This window comes from Pseudomonas sp. Irchel s3b6 (assembly GCF_900187415.1).
GTDB lineage: Bacteria > Pseudomonadota > Gammaproteobacteria > Pseudomonadales > Pseudomonadaceae > Aquipseudomonas.
This window is the reverse complement of record NZ_FYDM01000004.1, coordinates 409680-427552: the sequence shown is the minus strand read 5'-3', so window position 1 is coordinate 427552 and position 17873 is coordinate 409680. Positions and strand designations below refer to the sequence as shown.

Sequence of the window (17873 nt, the reverse complement as noted above, 5' to 3'; positions counted from 1 at the left end):
TGACAGCATGAAAAGCCTGCCTGTCGGAACATTCATGTTTGAGGAATATAGATGGCTCCCTGGCTGACAGTAGTAGGCATCGGTGAAGACGGCTTCCAGGGTCTGGGCAAGCAGGCTCGGCGCGCGTTGCTGGGTGCCTCGCGAATTGTCGGGGGCCAACGGCAACTCGATCTGCTGCCGGTGTGCATTCGCGGCGAGCGTCAGTCCTGGCCCAGTCCTTTTTCCCTGGAACCCCTGCTGGCGCGGCGTGGCGACCCCGTCTGCGTGCTGGCCAGCGGCGACCCCATGCTGTTCGGCGTGGGCGCCAGCCTGGCGCGGCAAGTGGCGTGTGACGAGATGCGAGTCCTGCCGGCACCCTCTTCCTGCTCACTCGCGGCCGCGCGGATGGGCTGGCCGTTGCAGGATGTGGTGACGCTTTCGGTGGTCGCCCGCCCGGTCGCCGCCCTCAATGCCCAGCTGTTCAGTGGCGTTCGCCTGCTGGTGCTGAGCAACGACCGGCACAGCCCGGCGGCGATAGCCGCCCTGTTGCGCGAGCGCGGCTTCGGGCCGAGCAGGATCAGCGTGCTGGAACACTTGGGGGGCGAGGCGGAGCGGCGCCTCGAGGGTCTCGCCAGCGACTGGAACGAGCCGTCGGTGGCCGACCTGAATGTGGTGGCCATCGAATGCATCGCCCAGCGGGATACTCCGCGCTGGTCACGCCTGGCCGGCCTGCCGGACTCAGCCTTCAAGCACGACGGCCAGTTGACCAAACGTGACGTGCGCGCCATCACCCTGGCCCGTCTGGCCCCGGTGCCCGGCGAGTTGCTGTGGGACGTTGGCGCGGGCTCTGGCTCGATCGGCATCGAATGGATGCGCGCGCACCCGAGCTGCCGCACGCTGGCCATTGAAGCCGATGAAGGCCGTCAGCAACTGATCGAGCACAACCGCGACGCACTCGGCGTACCGGGCCTGCAATTGATCCGCGGCAGTGCACCGCAGGCGCTGGCCGGACTGGAACGACCCGACGCGATTTTCATCGGTGGCGGGGTCACCCGTGACGGCGTACTGGACAACTGCTGGGAACAGCTCAAGCCCGGTGGACGGCTGATTGCCAATGCGGTCACCCTGCAAAGCGAAATGACCCTGATGGCCTGGCGCGAAAAACACGGCGGCGAACTGACGCGGATTCACATTGCCCAGGCGCAGCCGCTGGGTGACTTCGACACCTGGCGCCAGGCGCTGCCCATCACCTTGCTGGACGTGGTCAAGCCCTTCGATGCGTGACGAAACCGCCGAACAACCCGCCCCTCTGCGCAGCGGCCTGACCACCGGCAGCTGCGCCACGGCCACCAGCCTCGCGGCGGCGCGCTTGCTGCTCGGCGGCGTGAGCAGCGATGCGGTAGAAATCGTCTTGCCCAAAGGCAAGCAAGTGCAGATGCGCCTGGAGTTTTGCCGGCTCACGACCGAAGGCGCCGAAGCCGGGACCTTCAAGGATGCCGGCGACGACCCCGACGTGACGCACGGCGCGCTGCTCTACAGCCAGGTCCGTCTGACCCCTGAGCCCGGCGTTCTCTTTAGCGCCGGCCAAGGCGTCGGCACCGTCACCCGTCCGGGGCTGGTGCTGGGCGTCGGGGAACCTGCGATCAATCCGGTGCCGCGCAAGATGATGACCGACCACCTGTCATCGTTGGCACTGGAGCTGGGCTACAGCGGCGGTTTTGCGGTGACGGTCAACGTCGAAAATGGCGAAGCCCTGGCGCTCAAGACCATGAACCCGCGCCTGGGCATTCTGGGCGGGCTGTCCATACTCGGTACCAGCGGTATCGTGCGCCCCTTTTCCTGCGCGGCGTACATCGCCTCGATCCACCAGGGCATCGACGTCGCCAGGACCAACGGCTACCTGCACATCGCCGCATGCACCGGCAATGCCAGCGAAGACACCATGCGCCGGGTCTATGACCTGCCGGAAATCGCCCTGATCGAAATGGGTGACTTCGTCGGTGCCGTGCTCAAGCACCTGCGCAAAGTGCCTGTGGATAAACTCAGCCTGTGCGGTGGCTTTGGCAAAATCAGCAAGCTCGCCGCCGGGCACATGGACCTGCACAGCCGTCATTCGAGCATCGACCTGCCACAACTGGCCGAATGGGCTGCGGCCATCGGGGCCGACGAGGCGTTGCAGCAGAGCATTCGCGAGGCCAATACCAGCCAGCAGGCCCTGGCGATGGCCAGCGCCGCCGGTATCGCCCTGGGTGATGCGGTCTGCCAGCACGCGCTGGATTTCGCCCGCAGCGTGGTGCCCCGACAGGTACAGGTCGAGGTGTTTGCCATCGATCGTCAGGGCGGCATCGTCGGCCATGCGGGAGCATTGCAATGAAACGTCTACTGCTGCTCGGTGGCGTCACCGAAGCCTTGGCGATTGCCCGCACCCTGGGCCCGCGCCACCTCTACAGCCTGGCCGGTGTGGGCAGGGTGCCCACCGACCTGAACTGTCAGGTGCGGGTGGGTGGCTATGGCGGCGCTGAAGGCCTGGCGCGCTTCATCCAGGAGCAAGGCATCGACTTGCTGCTCGACGCCACTCACCCCTACGCCGCGCAGATCAGCCAGAACGCCGCGACTGCCGCGCAACACAGTGGCATCCCGTGCTGGGCCTTGCGCCGTCCTGCGTGGCAAGCGCAGGCCGGGGACGATTGGCGGGAAGTCAGCGACTGGGCCGAACTGGTCAAGGCGCTGGAACCCTTCAAGCGCCCGTTGTTCACCCTGGGTCGCGAGCCGCTGCAGCACCTGGATGAAATCCCGCCCGAACAGTTCTGGACCCTGCGCGCGCTGGAGGTTTACCCCGGCAATGAACGCTGCGAAGTGATCGGAGCCCGCGGGCCGTTCCACATTGAAGACGAACGCGCGCTGTTCGAACGTCGACAGATCGACGTGCTGATCAGCAAGAACAGCGGCAGCAGCGCCACCGAACCCAAGCTTGAAGTGGCGCGTGAGTGTGGCGTACCGGTGTTGATACTCAAGCGACCGGTGCTGCCGGAGGTTGAGCGGGAGTTTGATTGCGTAGCGCAGGTACTGGAAGCACTGTCGCTGTCAGACCGTTCCTGACATTACCTCACATGAAAGAACAATCAGGCAAAACACCCAGAAAGGGCTGTCTGGCCTGACTTAACACGCCTGTTCTACATTGCTGCACCCTCTCGAAACACCTCAGGCTCTCAAACAGCATGAACTCTCTGCGATGGGCAACCGTGATTGCCCAGAGAAAAGTGTCGCTTGCCAACCTGTATCCCAAGGAATACGATCCAGCATGATCGACTTCGAACAGTCACAAGCATTTTCCGACTGGCTTGACTCAATCAAGGACACCATCGGCAAGGCCCGTCTTCTTGCCAGGCTTCGAGCCGCCGAACACGGAAACTTCGGCGATTGTGAGGCAGTCGGCGAAGCTGTTCATGAAATGCGTGTTCATTACGGTCCCGGCTACAGGATGTACTTCACCCGTAAGAACAAGGTGATTTACCTGTTGCTGGCGGGAGGTGACAAGTCGACGCAAAAACGTGACATCAAGCGCGCACAACATATGGCGCGAAACATCGGTAGTGAGGAGTAAGCCATGGCCGAACAATTTACCCGCTTCGACGCCGCCGAATATCTCAAGACACCAGAGGACATGGCGGCCTACCTGGACGCTTGCTTCGAAGAGGATGCAGGCGACGGCGTGTTGATACGGGCCGCACTCAATGACATTGCGCGAGCAAAGGGCATGACACTGGTTGCCCGTGATGCCGGACTGGGCCGAGAAAGCCTGTACAAGGCATTGGGCAGCACTGGCAATCCGGAATTCGCGACTATCATGAAGGTCATGAAAGCCTTGGGCCTCAAGCTTCACGCTACAGCCATCTGAGTGAGCTGCGACACCACACCGCACAACGGATTTTTACTTATCAATCCCGATCAGGCTAAATACGCCACCTGATCTCCCACTCGACCGGATATGACCATGTCCCGACAACGGCTCGCATTTGCCTGGATCGCCTGCTTCGCAGTGCTGTTCAACATGCTTGCCATGCCGATGTCCGGTGCGATGAGCAAAGCGTCCGGCCAGTCGACGACCGAGCAGTTGTTGTGGGGCAGTTTCTGTTCGTCCAGCGGCACCAAGCTGGTGGCGATATCCCTCGGTGATCTCGAGCAAAAAGCCCCGCAAAACGACGACCACTCCAACATGCAGCATTGCTGGTGCTGCTCCGGCTCGGCGCCCTTGATGGCGCTGCCGGGCCATGCGCCACACCTGTACTTCGCGCACTTCGAGAGCAATCGAAGCCTGCCGCCGCCGACCCTCGACACTCCCACGCCTCGCCAGCAATGGCCCAGTCTCAACCCGCGCGCCTCTCCCCTGGTCTGATTCGATTCGCAATTGACCTGCGTTTTAAATCGTTCTGGAGAACTGCCATGTTGAAACTATCCCTGGTCAAGCAGTCGCTACTGCTGGCCGCGTTGCTGTTGCCTGCCTGCTTTGCCAATGCGCACGAATACACCGTCGGCGACCTGCAGATCGCCCACCCCTGGTCGCAAGAGTTGCCACCCAATGCACCGAACGTGGCGGCCTACTTCGTGATTCAGAACCACGGTAAAACCGCTGATCGCCTGCTCAGCGTCGCGTCGCCGATTGCCGGCAAGGCCGAGCTGCACGAGCACGTGATGCAAAACGACCTGATGAAAATGCAGCAGGTCCCGAGTGTCGAAATCCCGGCTGGCGGCACCGTCACCTTCGCGCCAATGGCGTACCACGTCATGTTGCTGGAGCTCAAGGACCGTAGCCTGCTCACCGACGGCAAGCGCTTCGCGCTGACCCTGCATTTCGAAAAATCCGGCGACGTGACCGTTGAGGTCGCGGTGCAGAAGCAACCGCCTGCCGGCAGCCAAGTGCACCAGCACGCCCAGTAGTCGCCGCCCGGGTTTCCCGTGAACGCATTGCGCTCACGCGGCCGCAGGCGATCCGTGCCACGCAAGACCTCGTTGACGGTCGCGCGCGGCAGCTGGATCAGCCTGTTCGCCATGCTGATGATCTTTATCGGTCCACTGATCTCTCAGTCGATGCCGATGGATCAACGCGCGCCGATGTCCATGAGCATGTCGATGGACATGAGCATGGACATGTCGCCCACCGCCCATGCCGGGCATGACGTACAACCGGCCGCCGAACACTGCCCGCCGCAATCCGACCATCACGCCATCTGGGAAAAGTGCGGCTATTGCAGCCTGCTCTTCAACTGCCCCGCCCTGCCCGGCAGCCTGTCGCTGGCGCTCTTCGACACACCACCCGACCCTCACTTCATCAGCCCTTCCCCACGCCTGGGCCATGCCCGGCAAACCGTCTTCCCCGGTGCCCGCACCCGCGCCCCGCCCATCGTCACGTAAACCCCTTCACCACAACCGACACGGCCGACTGTCCAGTTCGACAGCCTAAGGCGGCTGGCCGTGTGTTTACGACCGATTGATGGAACCTTTATGTCCAGGTTTTCTGCTGACACACGCTTGAGCGCTGCTCAAGCATCCTTCACCCCGAACCCATGCCGGGTTCGTATCAAACAGGCCGTCACCGTGCTCTGCGGTGCCCTGCTCGCGCCAATGGCCGGTGCCGCCGAGTCAGCGACCGATCACAGCCAGCACGCCGAAGAGCTGAGTCCGACGGTGATCACCGCCATCGCCCCCAGTTCGCCGCTGACCATCGTCACCAACCCCAAGGACCCGCGCCAACCGGTGCCGGCCAGTGACGGCGCTGACTACCTGAAAACCATTCCCGGCTTTGCCCTGGTGCGCAATGGCGGCACCAACGGCGATCCGGTGTTGCGCGGCATGTTCGGCTCGCGGCTGAACATCCTCACCAACGGCAGCACACTGCTGGGTGCCTGCCCAGGTCGAATGGACGCACCGACCTCGTACATCTCGCCAGAGACCTACGACAAGCTGACGGTCATCAAGGGCCCGCAAACCGTGCTCTGGGGCCCTGGCGCTTCGGCTGGCACCATCCTGTTTGACCGTGAGCCAGAAAGCTTCGGCGAGCTCGGCAGCCGGGTGAACGCCAGCGTGCTGGGCGGCTCCAACGGGCGCTTCGACAAAGTAGTGGATGCCGCCGCCGGTGGCCCGCAGGGCTATGTACGAGTGATCGGCAACACTGCCCACTCCGACGATTACCGCGACGGCAACAACGACACCGTGCCGTCGCGCTACGACAAGTGGAACGGCGATGTGGCCGTGGGCTGGACCCCGAGCGCCGACACACTGCTGGAGCTGACCGCTGGCAAGGGTGACGGTGAGGCGCGTTACGCTGGACGCGGTATGGATGGCTCGCAGTTCAAGCGCGAAAGCCTCGGCCTGCGTTTCGAGCAGTCGAACCTCAGCGACGTGCTGGAAAAACTCGAGGCACAGGTCTACTACAACTACGCCGACCACGTGATGGATAACTACACCCTGCGCTCACCGTCCGGTACCGGGATGATGGCGGGGCCCATGGCCTCGAACGTCGACCGTCGCACCCTCGGCGCGCGTATCAAGGCCACCTGGCGCTGGGCCGACCTGCAACTGATCAGCGGCCTCGACGCCCAGACCAACGAACATCGCCAGCGTAAGGCGATGGGCATCGACACCTACAAGGACGTGCCACGCAACAAGGATGCGGACTTTCACAACTATGGCGCGTTCGGCGAGCTGACCTGGTACGCCGCCGACCGTGATCGCCTGATCACCGGCGCACGACTGGACCGCGCTTCGGCCAAGGATTTTCGCCAGACCCTCGGCTCGGGAATGACCACCCGGCCCAACCCGACCGCTGACGACACCCGTGCCGACACCCTGCCCAGCGGCTTCGTGCGCTATGAACACGACCTGGCAGACAGCCCGACCACCCTGTACGCCGGGCTGGGTCATGTCGAGCGCTTCCCGGATTACTGGGAGCTGTTTTCGCCCAAGTCCGGCCCGGTCGGCTCGCTCAATGCCTTCGATTCGATCCAGCCGGAAAAAACCACTCAGCTCGACGTCGGCCTGCAATACAAGACCCAGGACCTCGAAGCCTGGGCGTCGGCCTACATCGGTGAAGTACACGACTACATCCTGTTCGACTACACCCCGACCCCGATGGGCACGACCTCACGGGCCGAGAACGTCAACGCCCGGATCATGGGCGGTGAACTCGGTGCGGCGTACAACCTGACCGCCAACTGGAAAGCCGACGCGACCCTGGCCTACGCCTGGGGCAAAGACACCACCCACGACACGGCATTGCCGCAGATGCCACCACTGGACGCACGCTTCGGCCTGACCTACAGCGAAGACAAGTGGAGCACCGGGGCCTTGTGGCGCGTGGTGGCGGCACAGAACCGCATCGACCTGAACAAGGGCAACGTGGTGGGCAAGGACTATGGCAAGAGCTCGGGCTTCGGGGTGTTCTCGCTCAATGGCAGCTACCGGGTCAATCAGCACTGGAAGGTCAGCAGCGGCGTCGACAACCTGTTCGGCAAAAACTACGCCGAGCACCTGAACCTGGCCGGCAATGCCGGGTTCGGCTATCCGGCCAATGACCCGCAAGCGATCAACGAACCGGGGCGCACGCTCTGGACCAAGGTGGACATGAGCTTCTGACGCATCGCGGACAAGCCCGCGCATGAACACTGCCCTTGTGGCGAGGGCGCCTGCTCCCTCGCCACAGGTGTGCAGTTCGAGAACAACGAAAAGATCCAAGCCCAGCGGAGCACATGTAATGAAGCAACCCACACCGAACTTCTACAACCTGGCCTGGCGCTGGCATTTTTATGCCGGACTGTTCGTCGCGCCGTTCATGGTGATGCTGGCCCTGACCGGCATCATTTACCTGTTCAAGCCGCAACTCGACCCACTGATGTACGGCAGCCTGATGAATGTGCCGGCCGGCCATCACAGCCTCAGCGCCGACACGCTGCTCAACCGTGTGCAATCGGCTTATCCACAAGGCCAGGTCACCCAGTACCTGCCGCCGATCAACGCCGAACGCAGCGCGCAATTCGTCGTGAAAAACGCTGGCAGCGAACTGAACGTGTTCGTCGACCCGTATCAGGGCGATGTCCTGGGCGAGCAGGACGCGAAGAACAACCTGCAAGCCATCGCCCGGGCCATTCATGGCGAGCTGATGATCGGCACCGTCGGCGATCGATTGATCGAGATGGCGGCGGGCTGGGGCATCGTGCTGGTAGTGTCCGGCGTCTTCCTGTGGTGGCCACGAGGCAAGGGTGGCGCCGGAATTCTGTGGCCACGGTTGAGCAGCAAAGGCCGCGTGCTCTGGCGTGACCTGCACGCGGTCACCGGATTCTGGGGCGCCGCACTGCTGCTGGTGATGCTGCTCAGCGGCATGACCTGGACCGGTTTCTGGGGCGCGAAATACGCTGAAGTCTGGAACCGCTTCCCTGCCGCGATGTGGGACAACGTGCCCAAGTCCGACGAACAAGCGCGCAGCCTCAACACCGCCACCCGCCAGACCGTACCCTGGGCCATGGAAAACACGCCGATGCCGATGTCCGGCGACCATGCCGAACACATGGCCCACGGCGGTGCCAGCACTGCACCGGCAGCACCAACCATCAGCCTGCAGGATGTGCAGGACATTGCCGGGCAACGCCAGGTCGAACCGGGTTACAGCATCACTTTCCCGAGCACCGCCAGCGGCGTGTTCACCATCGCAGTGTTTGCCGACGACCCGCGCAACGACGCCACCCTGCATGTCGACCAGTACAGCGGCGAAGTCCTCGCCGATGTGCGCTGGGAGCACTACGGCAACGTCGCACGCGCCACGGAACTGGGAGTGATGCTGCACGAGGGCAAAATGTTCGGCCTGTTCAACCAGATCGTCATCCTGCTGATCTGCCTGATGATCCTGCTCAGCGCCATCAGCGGTGTGGTGATCTGGTGGAAGCGTCGTCCCCTGGGCAAGTTCGGGGTGCCGCCGCTGCGCCATGACCTGCCGACCTGGAAAACCGGAGTGCTGATCATGCTGGCCCTGGCCGTGATGTTCCCGTTGGTGGGGGCATCGCTGGTGGTGGTGTGGCTTCTGGACCGTGTGCTGCTGATGCGCGCTGGTCACCAGACTGAATCGGCTTCATCTTCATCCTGAACACCGCGAGATGCGCGCGGCGGCCGGAGCTGTAGAATGCCCGGCTGCAGAGCGGTTGCTTGATCGTTCCCATGCTCCGCGTGGTAATGCAGCCCGGGACGCTCCGCGTCCCAAAGGCGGACGCAGAGCGTCCATAGAAGCGTTCCCACGCGCGAGCGTGGGAACGATCATAGGGAAATGGCATGACCTCGCTGAACCTCACCCGACTGGCCTGGACACCCCTGGGCCATGGCCACTGCCATCACCAGTTCCAGCTGCGAGAGGCCAGTCTGCACGTGGGTGCCGGGGAATTCGTCGGCCTGATCGGGCCCAACGGCAGCGGCAAGACCAGCCTGCTGCGTTGCGCCTACCGTTTCACGAAACCGGAGTCCGGTGAGGTTGAGCTGGCCCATCACAACGTATGGAAGCAGTCGTCACGCTGGTGTGCGCAACGCATCGCCGTAGTGCTGCAGGAATTTCCCGATACCTTTGGCCTGACGGTCGATGACGTGGTCGCCATGGGACGTACCCCGCATAAGGGTCTGTTCGATGGCGATACCCTTGAAGACCGGCGCATCGCCGAACAGGCATTGGCATCGGTGGGCCTCAAGGGCTTTGAAGACCACGCCTTCGCCACACTGTCCGGAGGTGAAAAACAGCGGGTGATTCTCGCCCGCGCCCTGGCCCAGCAACCGCAACTGCTGATCCTCGACGAGCCGACCAACCACCTTGATCCACGTTATCAGCTGGAGCTGCTGCAACGGGTCAAGCGCTTGCAGATCGGCGTCCTGGCCAGCATCCATGACCTGAACCTGGCCGCCGCATTCTGCGATCGGTTGTACGTGATGAACCACGGACGCATCGTCGCCAGCGGTACGCCCAAAGACGTGCTGACTGCCACCCTGCTGCGAGACGTGTTCGGGGTCGAGGCGCTGATCGATGAACATCCGCTGTCCGGCTACCCGCGAATCACCTGGATAACCCAACCATGACCCTGCCTACCCTGCTCCGCTCCAGCCTCTTCGTCGCCCTGCTGCTGGGCAGCGCCCAGGCGTTCGCCGAAGCGACGCACTATCCGTTGACCATTCAGAGCTGCAACCGCGAAGTGATCTTCGAGCAAGCCCCCAGGCACGCCCTGAGCCACGACATCAACATGACCCAGATGATGCTCGCCCTGGGCCTCAAGCCGCGCATGGTCGGCTACAGCGGTATCAGTGGCTGGAAAGCCGTCACGCCCCCGATGCAGAGCATCCTCGATGACCTGCCGGAGTTGGCGGCCAAGTACCCGTCCGTGGAAACCCTGCTCAACGCCAATGTCGACTTTCTCTTCGCCGGCTGGGATTACGGCATGCGCATCGGCGGCGACCTGACCCCACACACCCTCGGCCCGCTGGGCATCAACGTCTATGAGCTGACCGAGTCCTGTGCCTTTGTGATGAAGCGCCCGGCGGCCAGCCTCGACGACACCTACAACGACCTGCGCAACCTCGGCAAAATCTTCGACGTGCAGGACCGCGCCAACCAGTTGATCGCCGACATGCAGGCGCAAGTGGCTGCGGCGCGCAAACACCTGCCTGCCGAAAAGCCTCGGGTGTTCCTCTACGACAGCGGTGAAGACCGCGCCATGACGTCGGGCCGCCTGGGCATGCCACAAGCGCTGATCGACGCGGCCGGCGGGCAAAACATTCTCGACGACGTTGACGCGAGCTGGACCCGGGTCAATTGGGAAACCGTGGTGGAGCGCAATCCCCAGGTCATCGTGATCGTCGACTATGGCGAAGTCACCGCCGAACAAAAACAGCAGTTCCTGCTCAACAACAAAGCCCTGCAATCGGTGGACGCGATCAAGCACAAGCGCTTCATCGTCATTCCTTATGTGCAAGCCACGCCGGGGATCGACAACGTGCTGGCGGTGGAAACCCTGGCCAAGGGTTTCCTGGGCACATGATCAACCATCGTTATGCCTGGCTGCTCACCGCGCTGGGCGCGCTGTTGCTGGTCTCGTGCGTGGTGTCGCTGGGCTTTGGCTCGGCACGGGTGCCGGTGGACGTGGTCTGGGGGATCGTGCTGCACAAGGCGTTCGGTATCGGCGAGGTGGACTGGAGCGCCGGTCACGAACACATCGTCTGGCTGATCCGCGTACCGCGCATGCTGCTCGGCGCCTTGGTGGGCGGCGGCCTGGCGCTGATCGGCGCGGTGCTGCAGGCGGTCACGCGTAACCCGCTGGCCGACCCGCACTTGCTGGGCGTGACCTCCGGCGCCACTCTGGGTGCCGTGATCGTGATCCTCCATGTGGGTGAGATCGTCGGCCTGCTGACCTTGCCCATTGCTGCGTTCGCCGGCGCACTGCTGAGCATGCTGATGGTACTGGCCATCGCTAATCGCAACGGCCGGCTCGACAGTGACCGCTTACTGCTGTGCGGAGTGGCGGTGTCGTTCGTGATGATGGCCGTCGCCAACCTGCTACTGTTTCTCGGCGATCACCGCGCAAGCTCGGCCGTGATGTTCTGGATGCTCGGCGGCCTGGGCCTGGCACGCTGGGAACTGCTCCCCTTGCCCGCCGCCTGCGTAGCGCTCGGGCTGACACTGCTGGTGGGCATGGCCCGGCCACTGAACGCCTTGATGGCCGGCGAACAGACTGCCGTGACCCTGGGCCTGAACGCTCGCACGGTGCGTTTACAGGTGTTCTTGATTGCCTCGCTGATGACCGGGGTGCTGGTGTCCATCAGCGGTTCCATCGGTTTTGTCGGACTGATGGTGCCGCACATCGCCCGGCGCCTGGTCGGCGCCGAACACCGGCGTTTACTGCCGGTATGCGTATTACTGGGCAGTGTATTTCTGGTCTGGGTCGACGTCGCGTCGCGCACCTTGATCGCCCCCGAGGACTTGCCCATCGGCGTGGCCACGGCGGCGATTGGCGGACTGTTCTTCATCGGGTTGATGCGCAGGCGCTAACGCCACACATCACCACTGCCCGATTGCACGACCGGATGACAACTCATCCCGGCAAAAAAATGATCGATCCGAAGGGATACTCCTGGAGTGCCATCCACCATTTGTTGTGGCAAACAATCACCTCGCAACCACGAAAAATCTTGTGTTAAGTCAACACTAAACAATTAAAAAGTTAAAACTCATAATCCGACTATTTAAACGAATACTTAGTTACATCCACACACCAAAAAACAACTTCCTACAACTTAATAATCATATTCCCTACAAAAACAACGCGAGATCAACATGCTCAAGAAAATCATCGTATCCATCGCATTCCTTTCGGCACCCGCCTGGGCGGAACAGCCGCCCTTCACCGGCACTGATTACAGCGGTCGATATGAATGCACCGGCATGGACAGTCATGTCGGCGAATACAAAGGTGTTGTCGAGATGAAACTCGATCCGAGGCAAAGTACGGGTGAACACGGAGCGTATGGTTTTACTTTGACCCTGGTCGACAACTCCAGATACGACGGTTTTGCTATCGCCAACATGAACGCACTGGCGACCTACTTTGCATATACGGATCCGATACCAAAAGATTATGCAGTCGGTATCGCCAAGATCACTTCGACTCCTAACGGAAAAGTCTCCTTCACCAAACACTACTACGCCCCCGAGTACCAAGGCGGCGGTTACGGCGTGGAAACCTGCGTCAAAGGTTAATCACTTATAGCTCCCGCGCCAGTATGGAGTGCCATGAACAGCACCAATCTGGCGCACCTCGCTGCACCCGCACACTCGACACGTCCTCTCATGGTGCGCCCATTTAACGCATAGACGCTCTAACCCGACATTTACCTGCCTTTGCCCGACCGGGCACAGCCTTTGCTAAAGACCCTTCAGTCGTCCGCATCTGCCCACCAAGAAAACTCAAGAGTTCATGGAGATCGCACAATGAAGCGTCGTAGCTTGATCAAGGCTTTCACACTATCGGCAAGCATTGCCGCGATGGGTATGACCTGGAGCCTCCAGGCCGCCGAGACCATCAAGGTCGGGATCCTGCACTCGTTGTCAGGGACCATGGCGATCTCTGAAACGTCGCTCAAGGACATGGCGCTGATGACCATCGACGAGATCAACGCCAAGGGCGGGGTCAATGGCAAGCTGCTGGAAGCGGTGGTGGTGGATCCTGCATCGAACTGGCCGTTGTTCGCCGAAAAGGGCCGCCAGTTGCTGACCCAGGACAAGGTCGCGGTGGTGTTCGGCTGCTGGACATCGGTGTCGCGCAAGTCGGTGTTGCCGGTGTTCGAAGAGCTCAATGGTCTGCTGTTCTATCCGGTGCAGTACGAAGGTGAAGAGATGTCGCCAAACGTCTTCTACACCGGCGCCGCGCCAAACCAGCAAGCGATCCCGGCCGTTGAATACCTGATGAGCGAAGAAGGCGGCAGTGCCAAGCGCTACTTCCTGTTGGGTACCGACTACGTCTACCCGCGTACCACCAACAAAATCCTGCGCTCGTTCCTGCACGCCAAGGGTGTTGCCGACAAGGACATCGAAGAGGTCTACACCCCCTTCGGTCACAGCGACTACCAGACCATCGTCGCCAACATCAAGAAATTCTCGGCCGGCGGCAAGACGGCGGTTATCTCCACCGTCAACGGCGACTCCAACGTGCCGTTCTATAAAGAGCTGGCCAACCAGGGCCTGAAAGCCACCGACGTCCCGGTCGTGGCCTTCTCCGTCGGCGAAGAAGAACTGCGCGGCATCGACACCAAACCACTGGTGGGCAACCTCGCGGCGTGGAACTACTTCGAGTCGGTGGAGAATCCGGTGAACCAGAAGTTCGTCGCCGACTGGAAAGCCTACGCCCAGAAACACAACCTGCCGGGCGCCGACAAAGCGGTGACCAATGACCCGATGGAGGCCACCTACGTCGGCATCCACATGTGGGCGCAAGCGGCGCAGAAAGCCAAGTCCACCGATGTCGACAAAGTCCGCGAAGCCCTGGCTGGCCAGACCTTCGCCGCGCCGTCCGGCTACACCCTGACCATGGACAAGACCAATCATCACCTGCACAAGCCGGTGATGATTGGCGAGATCCAGGCCGACGGCCAGTTCAACGTGGTGTGGCAGACCGAAGGGCCGATCCGTGCCGAGCCGTGGAGCCCGTTCATTGTCGGTAACGACAAGAAGCCGGATTACGCGGTCAAGAGCAACTAAGCCACTGGATGTCGGGCCTGAACACCACGCCAGGACCCGACACAACCCCTGTGGGAGCGAGCTTGCTCGCGAAGTCGGCGGCACATCCAGCAACGATGTGACTGACACACAGCATTCGCGAGCAAGCCCGCTCCCACAAAGTCCGCGCAAGGCCACTGATATGCCCACCCCTCTTTACCGCTTGATCCTCGCTTGCCTGCTGTTGCTGTCTCTGGCGGTACAGGCTGGCGACGCTGAGGATTTCGCCGCGGCCAATCCCGCACAGCAGGCCAGGCTGCTGGAAGCCTGGGCCGCGCAACCCGATCCGGCACGTATCGAGTTGATCAACGCCCTGCAACAAGGGCAGTTGATGGTCGATGGCCAAGCCAAAACGTTGCGCCTGAACAACCGCCTGCGAGGTCTGATCGACACCGCGCTGGCCAGCCATCAATTGCTCTCCCTCGACGGCAGAGTCCGTCTGGCGGCCGCGCAACACCTGCAAAAAAGTGCCAAACCGGCGCAACTGAAATTCCTCGACCAGCGACTGGCGGGCGAACACGATGAATCGGTTAAAGCCGCGCTGAGCCTGGCCCTGGCCAACCTGCAACTGGTGGACAGCGACCCGACCGTGCGTCTGGCCGCCGTCCGACTGCTCGGTGAAACAGGCGATCCGCTGGCCCGCACCCGTCTTGAAGGCTTGCTCGAACCCGGCGTCGAAGCCGATGCCGCCGTGCTCACCGCCGTGCAAACCAGCCTGGGCCAGGTCAAGCGCAAGCTGTTGATGGGTGAACTGCTTGGCCAAGCCTTCAGCGGCCTGTCACTCGGCTCGATCCTGCTGCTGGCGGCCTTGGGACTGGCCATCACGTTCGGTCTTCTGGGGGTGATCAACATGGCCCACGGCGAGATGCTGATGCTGGGCGCCTACTCCACGTACATGGTGCAGATACTGCTCCAGCGCTTCGCCCCGAATGCCATCGAGTTCTACCCGCTGATCGCTCTGCCCGTGGCGTTTTTCGTCACCGCCGGGATCGGCATGGCGCTGGAGCGTACGGTGATTCGCCATCTCTACGGCCGCCCGCTGGAAACCCTGCTCGCCACCTGGGGCATCAGCCTGATGCTGATTCAGCTAGTGCGTCTGATGTTCGGTGCGCAGAACGTCGAAGTCGCCAACCCGGCGTGGCTCTCGGGGGGCGTTCAGGTTTTGCCCAACCTGGTGCTGCCGTACAACCGTATCGTGATCATTGCCTTTGCCCTGTTTGTCGTGGTGCTGACCTGGCTGCTGCTGAACAAGACCCGCCTGGGTCTGAACGTGCGTGCGGTCACCCAGAACCGCAACATGGCTGCTTGCTGCGGCGTGCCCACCGGACGCGTCGACATGCTCGCCTTCGGTCTCGGCTCGGGCATCGCCGGCCTGGGTGGCGTGGCGCTCAGCCAGATCGGCAACGTCGGTCCTGACCTCGGCCAGAGCTACATCATCGACTCATTCCTGGTGGTGGTGCTGGGTGGTGTCGGCCAGTTGGCCGGCAGCGTGTTCGCCGCCTTCGGCCTTGGCATCGCCAACAAGATTCTCGAGCCACAGATCGGCGCCGTACTCGGCAAGATCCTGATCCTCGCGCTGATCATTCTGTTCATCCAGAAACGTCCGCAAGGCCTCTTCGCACTCAAAGGACGGGTGATCGACTGATGAACCAGCCCCTGCTCGTTACCGCCACACAAAAAGCCGGTCCCGGCGTGACGATTGCCGTCGGCGCAGTGATTTTCGGACTGCTGCTCGCGCTGCCATTGCTCTCGCTGTTGCCCGCCGACAATACGCTGCACGTCTCGGCCTACACCCTGACCCTGGTGGGCAAAATCCTTTGCTACGCCATCGTCGCCCTCGCGCTGGACCTGGTCTGGGGCTACGCCGGCCTGCTATCGCTCGGGCACGGCCTGTTCTTCGCCCTCGGTGGTTACGCCATGGGCATGTACCTGATGCGCCAAGCGTCGGGCGATGGCCTGCCGGCATTCATGACCTTCCTGTCGTGGACCGAACTGCCCTGGTACTGGACCGGTACCAGCAGCTTTATCTGGGCCCTGTGCCTGGTGGTGCTGGCACCGGGTCTGCTGGCGTTGGTGTTCGGTTTCTTCGCCTTCCGCTCGCGGATCAAGGGTGTGTACTTCTCGATCATGACCCAAGCCCTGACCTTCGCCGGGATGCTGCTGTTTTTCCGCAACGAAACCGGCTTTGGCGGCAACAACGGCTTCACCAACTTCCGCACGATCCTGGGCTTCGGCATCACCGAACCCGGGACGCGCGCCGTGTTGTTTCTGGCCACGGTGCTGTTGCTGGTGGCCAGCCTGTACATCGGCTGGCGCCTGGCACGGAGCAAATTCGGCCGGGTGCTGACCGCCCTGCGCGATGCGGAGAACCGCCTGATGTTCTGCGGCTACGACCCGCGCGGTTTCAAGCTGTTCGTGTGGGTGTTGAGCGCGGTGTTGTGCGGTCTGGCCGGTGCACTGTATGTACCGCAAGTCGGGATCATCAACCCGAGCGAGATGTCGCCCACCAACTCCATCGAAGCGGCGGTCTGGGTGGCCCTTGGAGGGCGCGGCACACTGATCGGGCCGTTGCTCGGTGCCGGTGTGGTCAACGGCATGAAGAGCTGGTTCACCGTGGCGTTCCCCGAGTACTGGCTGTTCTTCCTCGGTGCGCTATTCATCATCGTGACCCTGTACCTGCCCAAAGGCGTGATCGGTCTGTTGAAGAAAAGAGGTGAGCAATGAGAGTGACAGCGAGCGCCGAATTCATGCTGGAACCAGCCTTCTTCCCGCCCCTGGAGCCGAACAAGGACGCCGGCAGCAGCCGTGACGCCATCGGCCTCGGCCAGCGTGTCGGCCCCGGCCTCAACACACGCCACGGCACAATCCTGACCCTGGAAGACATCAGCGTCAGCTTCGACGGCTTCAAGGCACTCAACGCACTGAACCTGTACATCGGCGTCGGTGAACTGCGCTGCATCATCGGCCCCAACGGCGCCGGCAAAACCACACTGATGGACGTGATTACCGGCAAGACCCGTCCCAGCCACGGCAAGGCCTGGTTCGGTGAAACCCTGGACCTGACACGAATGAACGAAGTGCAGATCGCCCAGGCCGGGATCGGCCGCAAGTTCCAGAAGCCGACGGTGTTCGAGGCCTTGAGCGTGTTCGAGAACCTGGAGCTGGCGCAGAACACCGACAAGTCGGTGTGGGCCAGCCTGCGGGCCAGGCTCACGGGCGAGCAGAAAGACCGCATCAGCGAAGTGCTGGACACCATTCGCCTGACGGCTTCAGTCAATCGCCCGGCCGGCTTGCTGTCCCACGGTCAGAAGCAGTTTCTGGAAATCGGCATGCTGCTGATGCAAGACCCGCAACTGCTGCTGCTCGATGAGCCGGTAGCCGGCATGACCGACGCCGAAACCGAATTCACCGCCGAACTGTTCAAACGCCTGGCCGGCAAGCATTCGCTAATGGTGGTGGAACACGACATGGGCTTCGTCGGCTCGATTGCCGACCACGTCACCGTGTTGCACCAGGGCAGCGTGCTGGCCGAGGGGTCGCTGGCGCAGGTGCAGGACAACGAGCGGGTGATCGAGGTGTACCTGGGCCGCTGATGGCTAACGGT

Annotated in this window: 18 protein-coding genes; all 18 read left to right on the top strand. The window is 62.3% G+C overall.

Annotated elements, in window-relative coordinates; genetic code table 11:
* Positions 1 to 51 precede the first annotated feature (51 nt).
* Positions 52 to 1263: a precorrin-6y C5,15-methyltransferase (decarboxylating) subunit CbiE gene (gene cbiE / locus CKW07_RS10355; RefSeq protein WP_095144807.1), complete on the top strand. Its 1212-nt coding sequence runs from the start codon at positions 52 to 54 to the stop codon at positions 1261 to 1263.
* Positions 1256 to 2353 (top strand): cobalt-precorrin-5B (C(1))-methyltransferase, encoded by a 1098-nt coding sequence (locus CKW07_RS10350; protein ID WP_095144806.1) that lies wholly within the window; start codon positions 1256 to 1258, stop codon positions 2351 to 2353. Before cbiE ends, CKW07_RS10350 begins: the two co-directional genes overlap by 8 nt.
* On the top strand, positions 2350 to 3078 hold the full coding sequence (locus CKW07_RS10345; RefSeq protein WP_095144805.1) for a cobalt-precorrin-6A reductase: 729 nt from the start codon (positions 2350 to 2352) through the stop codon (positions 3076 to 3078). Before CKW07_RS10350 ends, CKW07_RS10345 begins: the two co-directional genes overlap by 4 nt.
* Positions 3079 to 3280: 202 nt before the next feature.
* Positions 3281 to 3583: a type II toxin-antitoxin system RelE/ParE family toxin gene (locus CKW07_RS10340; protein WP_095144804.1), complete on the top strand. Its 303-nt coding sequence runs from the start codon at positions 3281 to 3283 to the stop codon at positions 3581 to 3583.
* A 3-nt stretch (positions 3584 to 3586) separates the two neighbouring features.
* Positions 3587 to 3877 carry an addiction module antidote protein gene (locus tag CKW07_RS10335; RefSeq protein ID WP_095144803.1) on the top strand — a complete coding sequence of 97 codons (291 nt, stop codon included), beginning with the start codon at positions 3587 to 3589 and terminating at the stop codon, positions 3875 to 3877.
* A gap of 96 nt (positions 3878 to 3973) precedes the next feature.
* Entirely contained in the window at positions 3974 to 4375 is a 402-nt protein-coding gene (locus CKW07_RS10330; protein ID WP_095144802.1) for a DUF2946 domain-containing protein, read from the top strand.
* A gap of 62 nt (positions 4376 to 4437) precedes the next feature.
* Positions 4438 to 4917, top strand: a complete 480-nt coding sequence (locus CKW07_RS10325) for a copper chaperone PCu(A)C (protein ID WP_176465305.1) — start codon at positions 4438 to 4440, stop codon at positions 4915 to 4917.
* Between the two features lie 27 nt (positions 4918 to 4944).
* Entirely contained in the window at positions 4945 to 5391 is a 447-nt protein-coding gene (locus tag CKW07_RS10320) for a DUF2946 domain-containing protein (RefSeq protein WP_371850652.1), read from the top strand.
* Positions 5392 to 5481: 90 nt separating this feature from the next.
* Positions 5482 to 7611: a TonB-dependent copper receptor gene (locus CKW07_RS10315; protein WP_095144799.1), complete on the top strand. Its 2130-nt coding sequence runs from the start codon at positions 5482 to 5484 to the stop codon at positions 7609 to 7611.
* A 118-nt stretch (positions 7612 to 7729) separates the two neighbouring features.
* Positions 7730 to 9112, top strand: a complete 1383-nt coding sequence (locus CKW07_RS10310; RefSeq protein WP_095144798.1) for a PepSY domain-containing protein — start codon at positions 7730 to 7732, stop codon at positions 9110 to 9112.
* A gap of 182 nt (positions 9113 to 9294) precedes the next feature.
* Positions 9295 to 10083, top strand: coding sequence for an ABC transporter ATP-binding protein (locus CKW07_RS10305; protein WP_095144797.1), 789 nt, complete (start codon positions 9295 to 9297; stop codon positions 10081 to 10083).
* Positions 10080 to 11039, top strand: a complete 960-nt coding sequence (locus tag CKW07_RS10300) for an ABC transporter substrate-binding protein (protein WP_095144796.1) — start codon at positions 10080 to 10082, stop codon at positions 11037 to 11039. The genes CKW07_RS10305 and CKW07_RS10300 overlap by 4 nt, the downstream gene beginning before the upstream one ends.
* A complete protein-coding gene (locus CKW07_RS10295; RefSeq protein ID WP_095144795.1) occupies positions 11036 to 12046 on the top strand; it encodes an iron ABC transporter permease in 1011 nt (336 codons plus the stop codon). Before CKW07_RS10300 ends, CKW07_RS10295 begins: the two co-directional genes overlap by 4 nt.
* Positions 12047 to 12331: 285 nt before the next feature.
* On the top strand, positions 12332 to 12754 hold the full coding sequence (locus CKW07_RS10290) for a hypothetical protein (protein ID WP_095144794.1): 423 nt from the start codon (positions 12332 to 12334) through the stop codon (positions 12752 to 12754).
* A 231-nt stretch (positions 12755 to 12985) separates the two neighbouring features.
* Positions 12986 to 14251 (top strand): urea ABC transporter substrate-binding protein, encoded by a 1266-nt coding sequence (gene urtA / locus CKW07_RS10285; protein WP_095144793.1) that lies wholly within the window; start codon positions 12986 to 12988, stop codon positions 14249 to 14251.
* A 160-nt stretch (positions 14252 to 14411) separates the two neighbouring features.
* On the top strand, positions 14412 to 15914 hold the full coding sequence (gene urtB / locus CKW07_RS10280) for an urea ABC transporter permease subunit UrtB (protein WP_095144792.1): 1503 nt from the start codon (positions 14412 to 14414) through the stop codon (positions 15912 to 15914).
* The gene (gene urtC / locus CKW07_RS10275; protein ID WP_095144791.1) at positions 15914 to 16993 is read left to right on the top strand and encodes an urea ABC transporter permease subunit UrtC; all 1080 of its coding nucleotides are present in this window, start codon (positions 15914 to 15916) and stop codon (positions 16991 to 16993) included. The genes urtB and urtC overlap by 1 nt, the downstream gene beginning before the upstream one ends.
* Complete coding sequence (gene urtD, locus CKW07_RS10270) at positions 16990 to 17862, top strand: urea ABC transporter ATP-binding protein UrtD (RefSeq protein ID WP_095144790.1); 873 nt, start codon at positions 16990 to 16992, stop codon at positions 17860 to 17862. Before urtC ends, urtD begins: the two co-directional genes overlap by 4 nt.
* The last annotated feature ends 11 nt before the right edge of the window (positions 17863 to 17873 follow it).

Coding starts and splice junctions, on each gene's coding strand:
- urtD (WP_095144790.1), top strand. CDS start 16,990: ATGAGAGTGACAGCGAGCGCCGAATTCATGCTGGAACCAGCCTTCTTC.
- CKW07_RS10335 (WP_095144803.1), top strand. CDS start 3,587: ATGGCCGAACAATTTACCCGCTTCGACGCCGCCGAATATCTCAAGACA.
- urtB (WP_095144792.1), top strand. CDS start 14,412: ATGCCCACCCCTCTTTACCGCTTGATCCTCGCTTGCCTGCTGTTGCTG.
- CKW07_RS10310 (WP_095144798.1), top strand. CDS start 7,730: ATGAAGCAACCCACACCGAACTTCTACAACCTGGCCTGGCGCTGGCAT.
- CKW07_RS10305 (WP_095144797.1), top strand. CDS start 9,295: ATGACCTCGCTGAACCTCACCCGACTGGCCTGGACACCCCTGGGCCAT.
- urtA (WP_095144793.1), top strand. CDS start 12,986: ATGAAGCGTCGTAGCTTGATCAAGGCTTTCACACTATCGGCAAGCATT.
- CKW07_RS10290 (WP_095144794.1), top strand. CDS start 12,332: ATGCTCAAGAAAATCATCGTATCCATCGCATTCCTTTCGGCACCCGCC.
- CKW07_RS10315 (WP_095144799.1), top strand. CDS start 5,482: ATGTCCAGGTTTTCTGCTGACACACGCTTGAGCGCTGCTCAAGCATCC.
- CKW07_RS10340 (WP_095144804.1), top strand. CDS start 3,281: ATGATCGACTTCGAACAGTCACAAGCATTTTCCGACTGGCTTGACTCA.
- urtC (WP_095144791.1), top strand. CDS start 15,914: ATGAACCAGCCCCTGCTCGTTACCGCCACACAAAAAGCCGGTCCCGGC.
- CKW07_RS10295 (WP_095144795.1), top strand. CDS start 11,036: ATGATCAACCATCGTTATGCCTGGCTGCTCACCGCGCTGGGCGCGCTG.
- CKW07_RS10345 (WP_095144805.1), top strand. CDS start 2,350: ATGAAACGTCTACTGCTGCTCGGTGGCGTCACCGAAGCCTTGGCGATT.
- CKW07_RS10330 (WP_095144802.1), top strand. CDS start 3,974: ATGTCCCGACAACGGCTCGCATTTGCCTGGATCGCCTGCTTCGCAGTG.
- cbiE (WP_095144807.1), top strand. CDS start 52: ATGGCTCCCTGGCTGACAGTAGTAGGCATCGGTGAAGACGGCTTCCAG.
- CKW07_RS10300 (WP_095144796.1), top strand. CDS start 10,080: ATGACCCTGCCTACCCTGCTCCGCTCCAGCCTCTTCGTCGCCCTGCTG.
- CKW07_RS10350 (WP_095144806.1), top strand. CDS start 1,256: ATGCGTGACGAAACCGCCGAACAACCCGCCCCTCTGCGCAGCGGCCTG.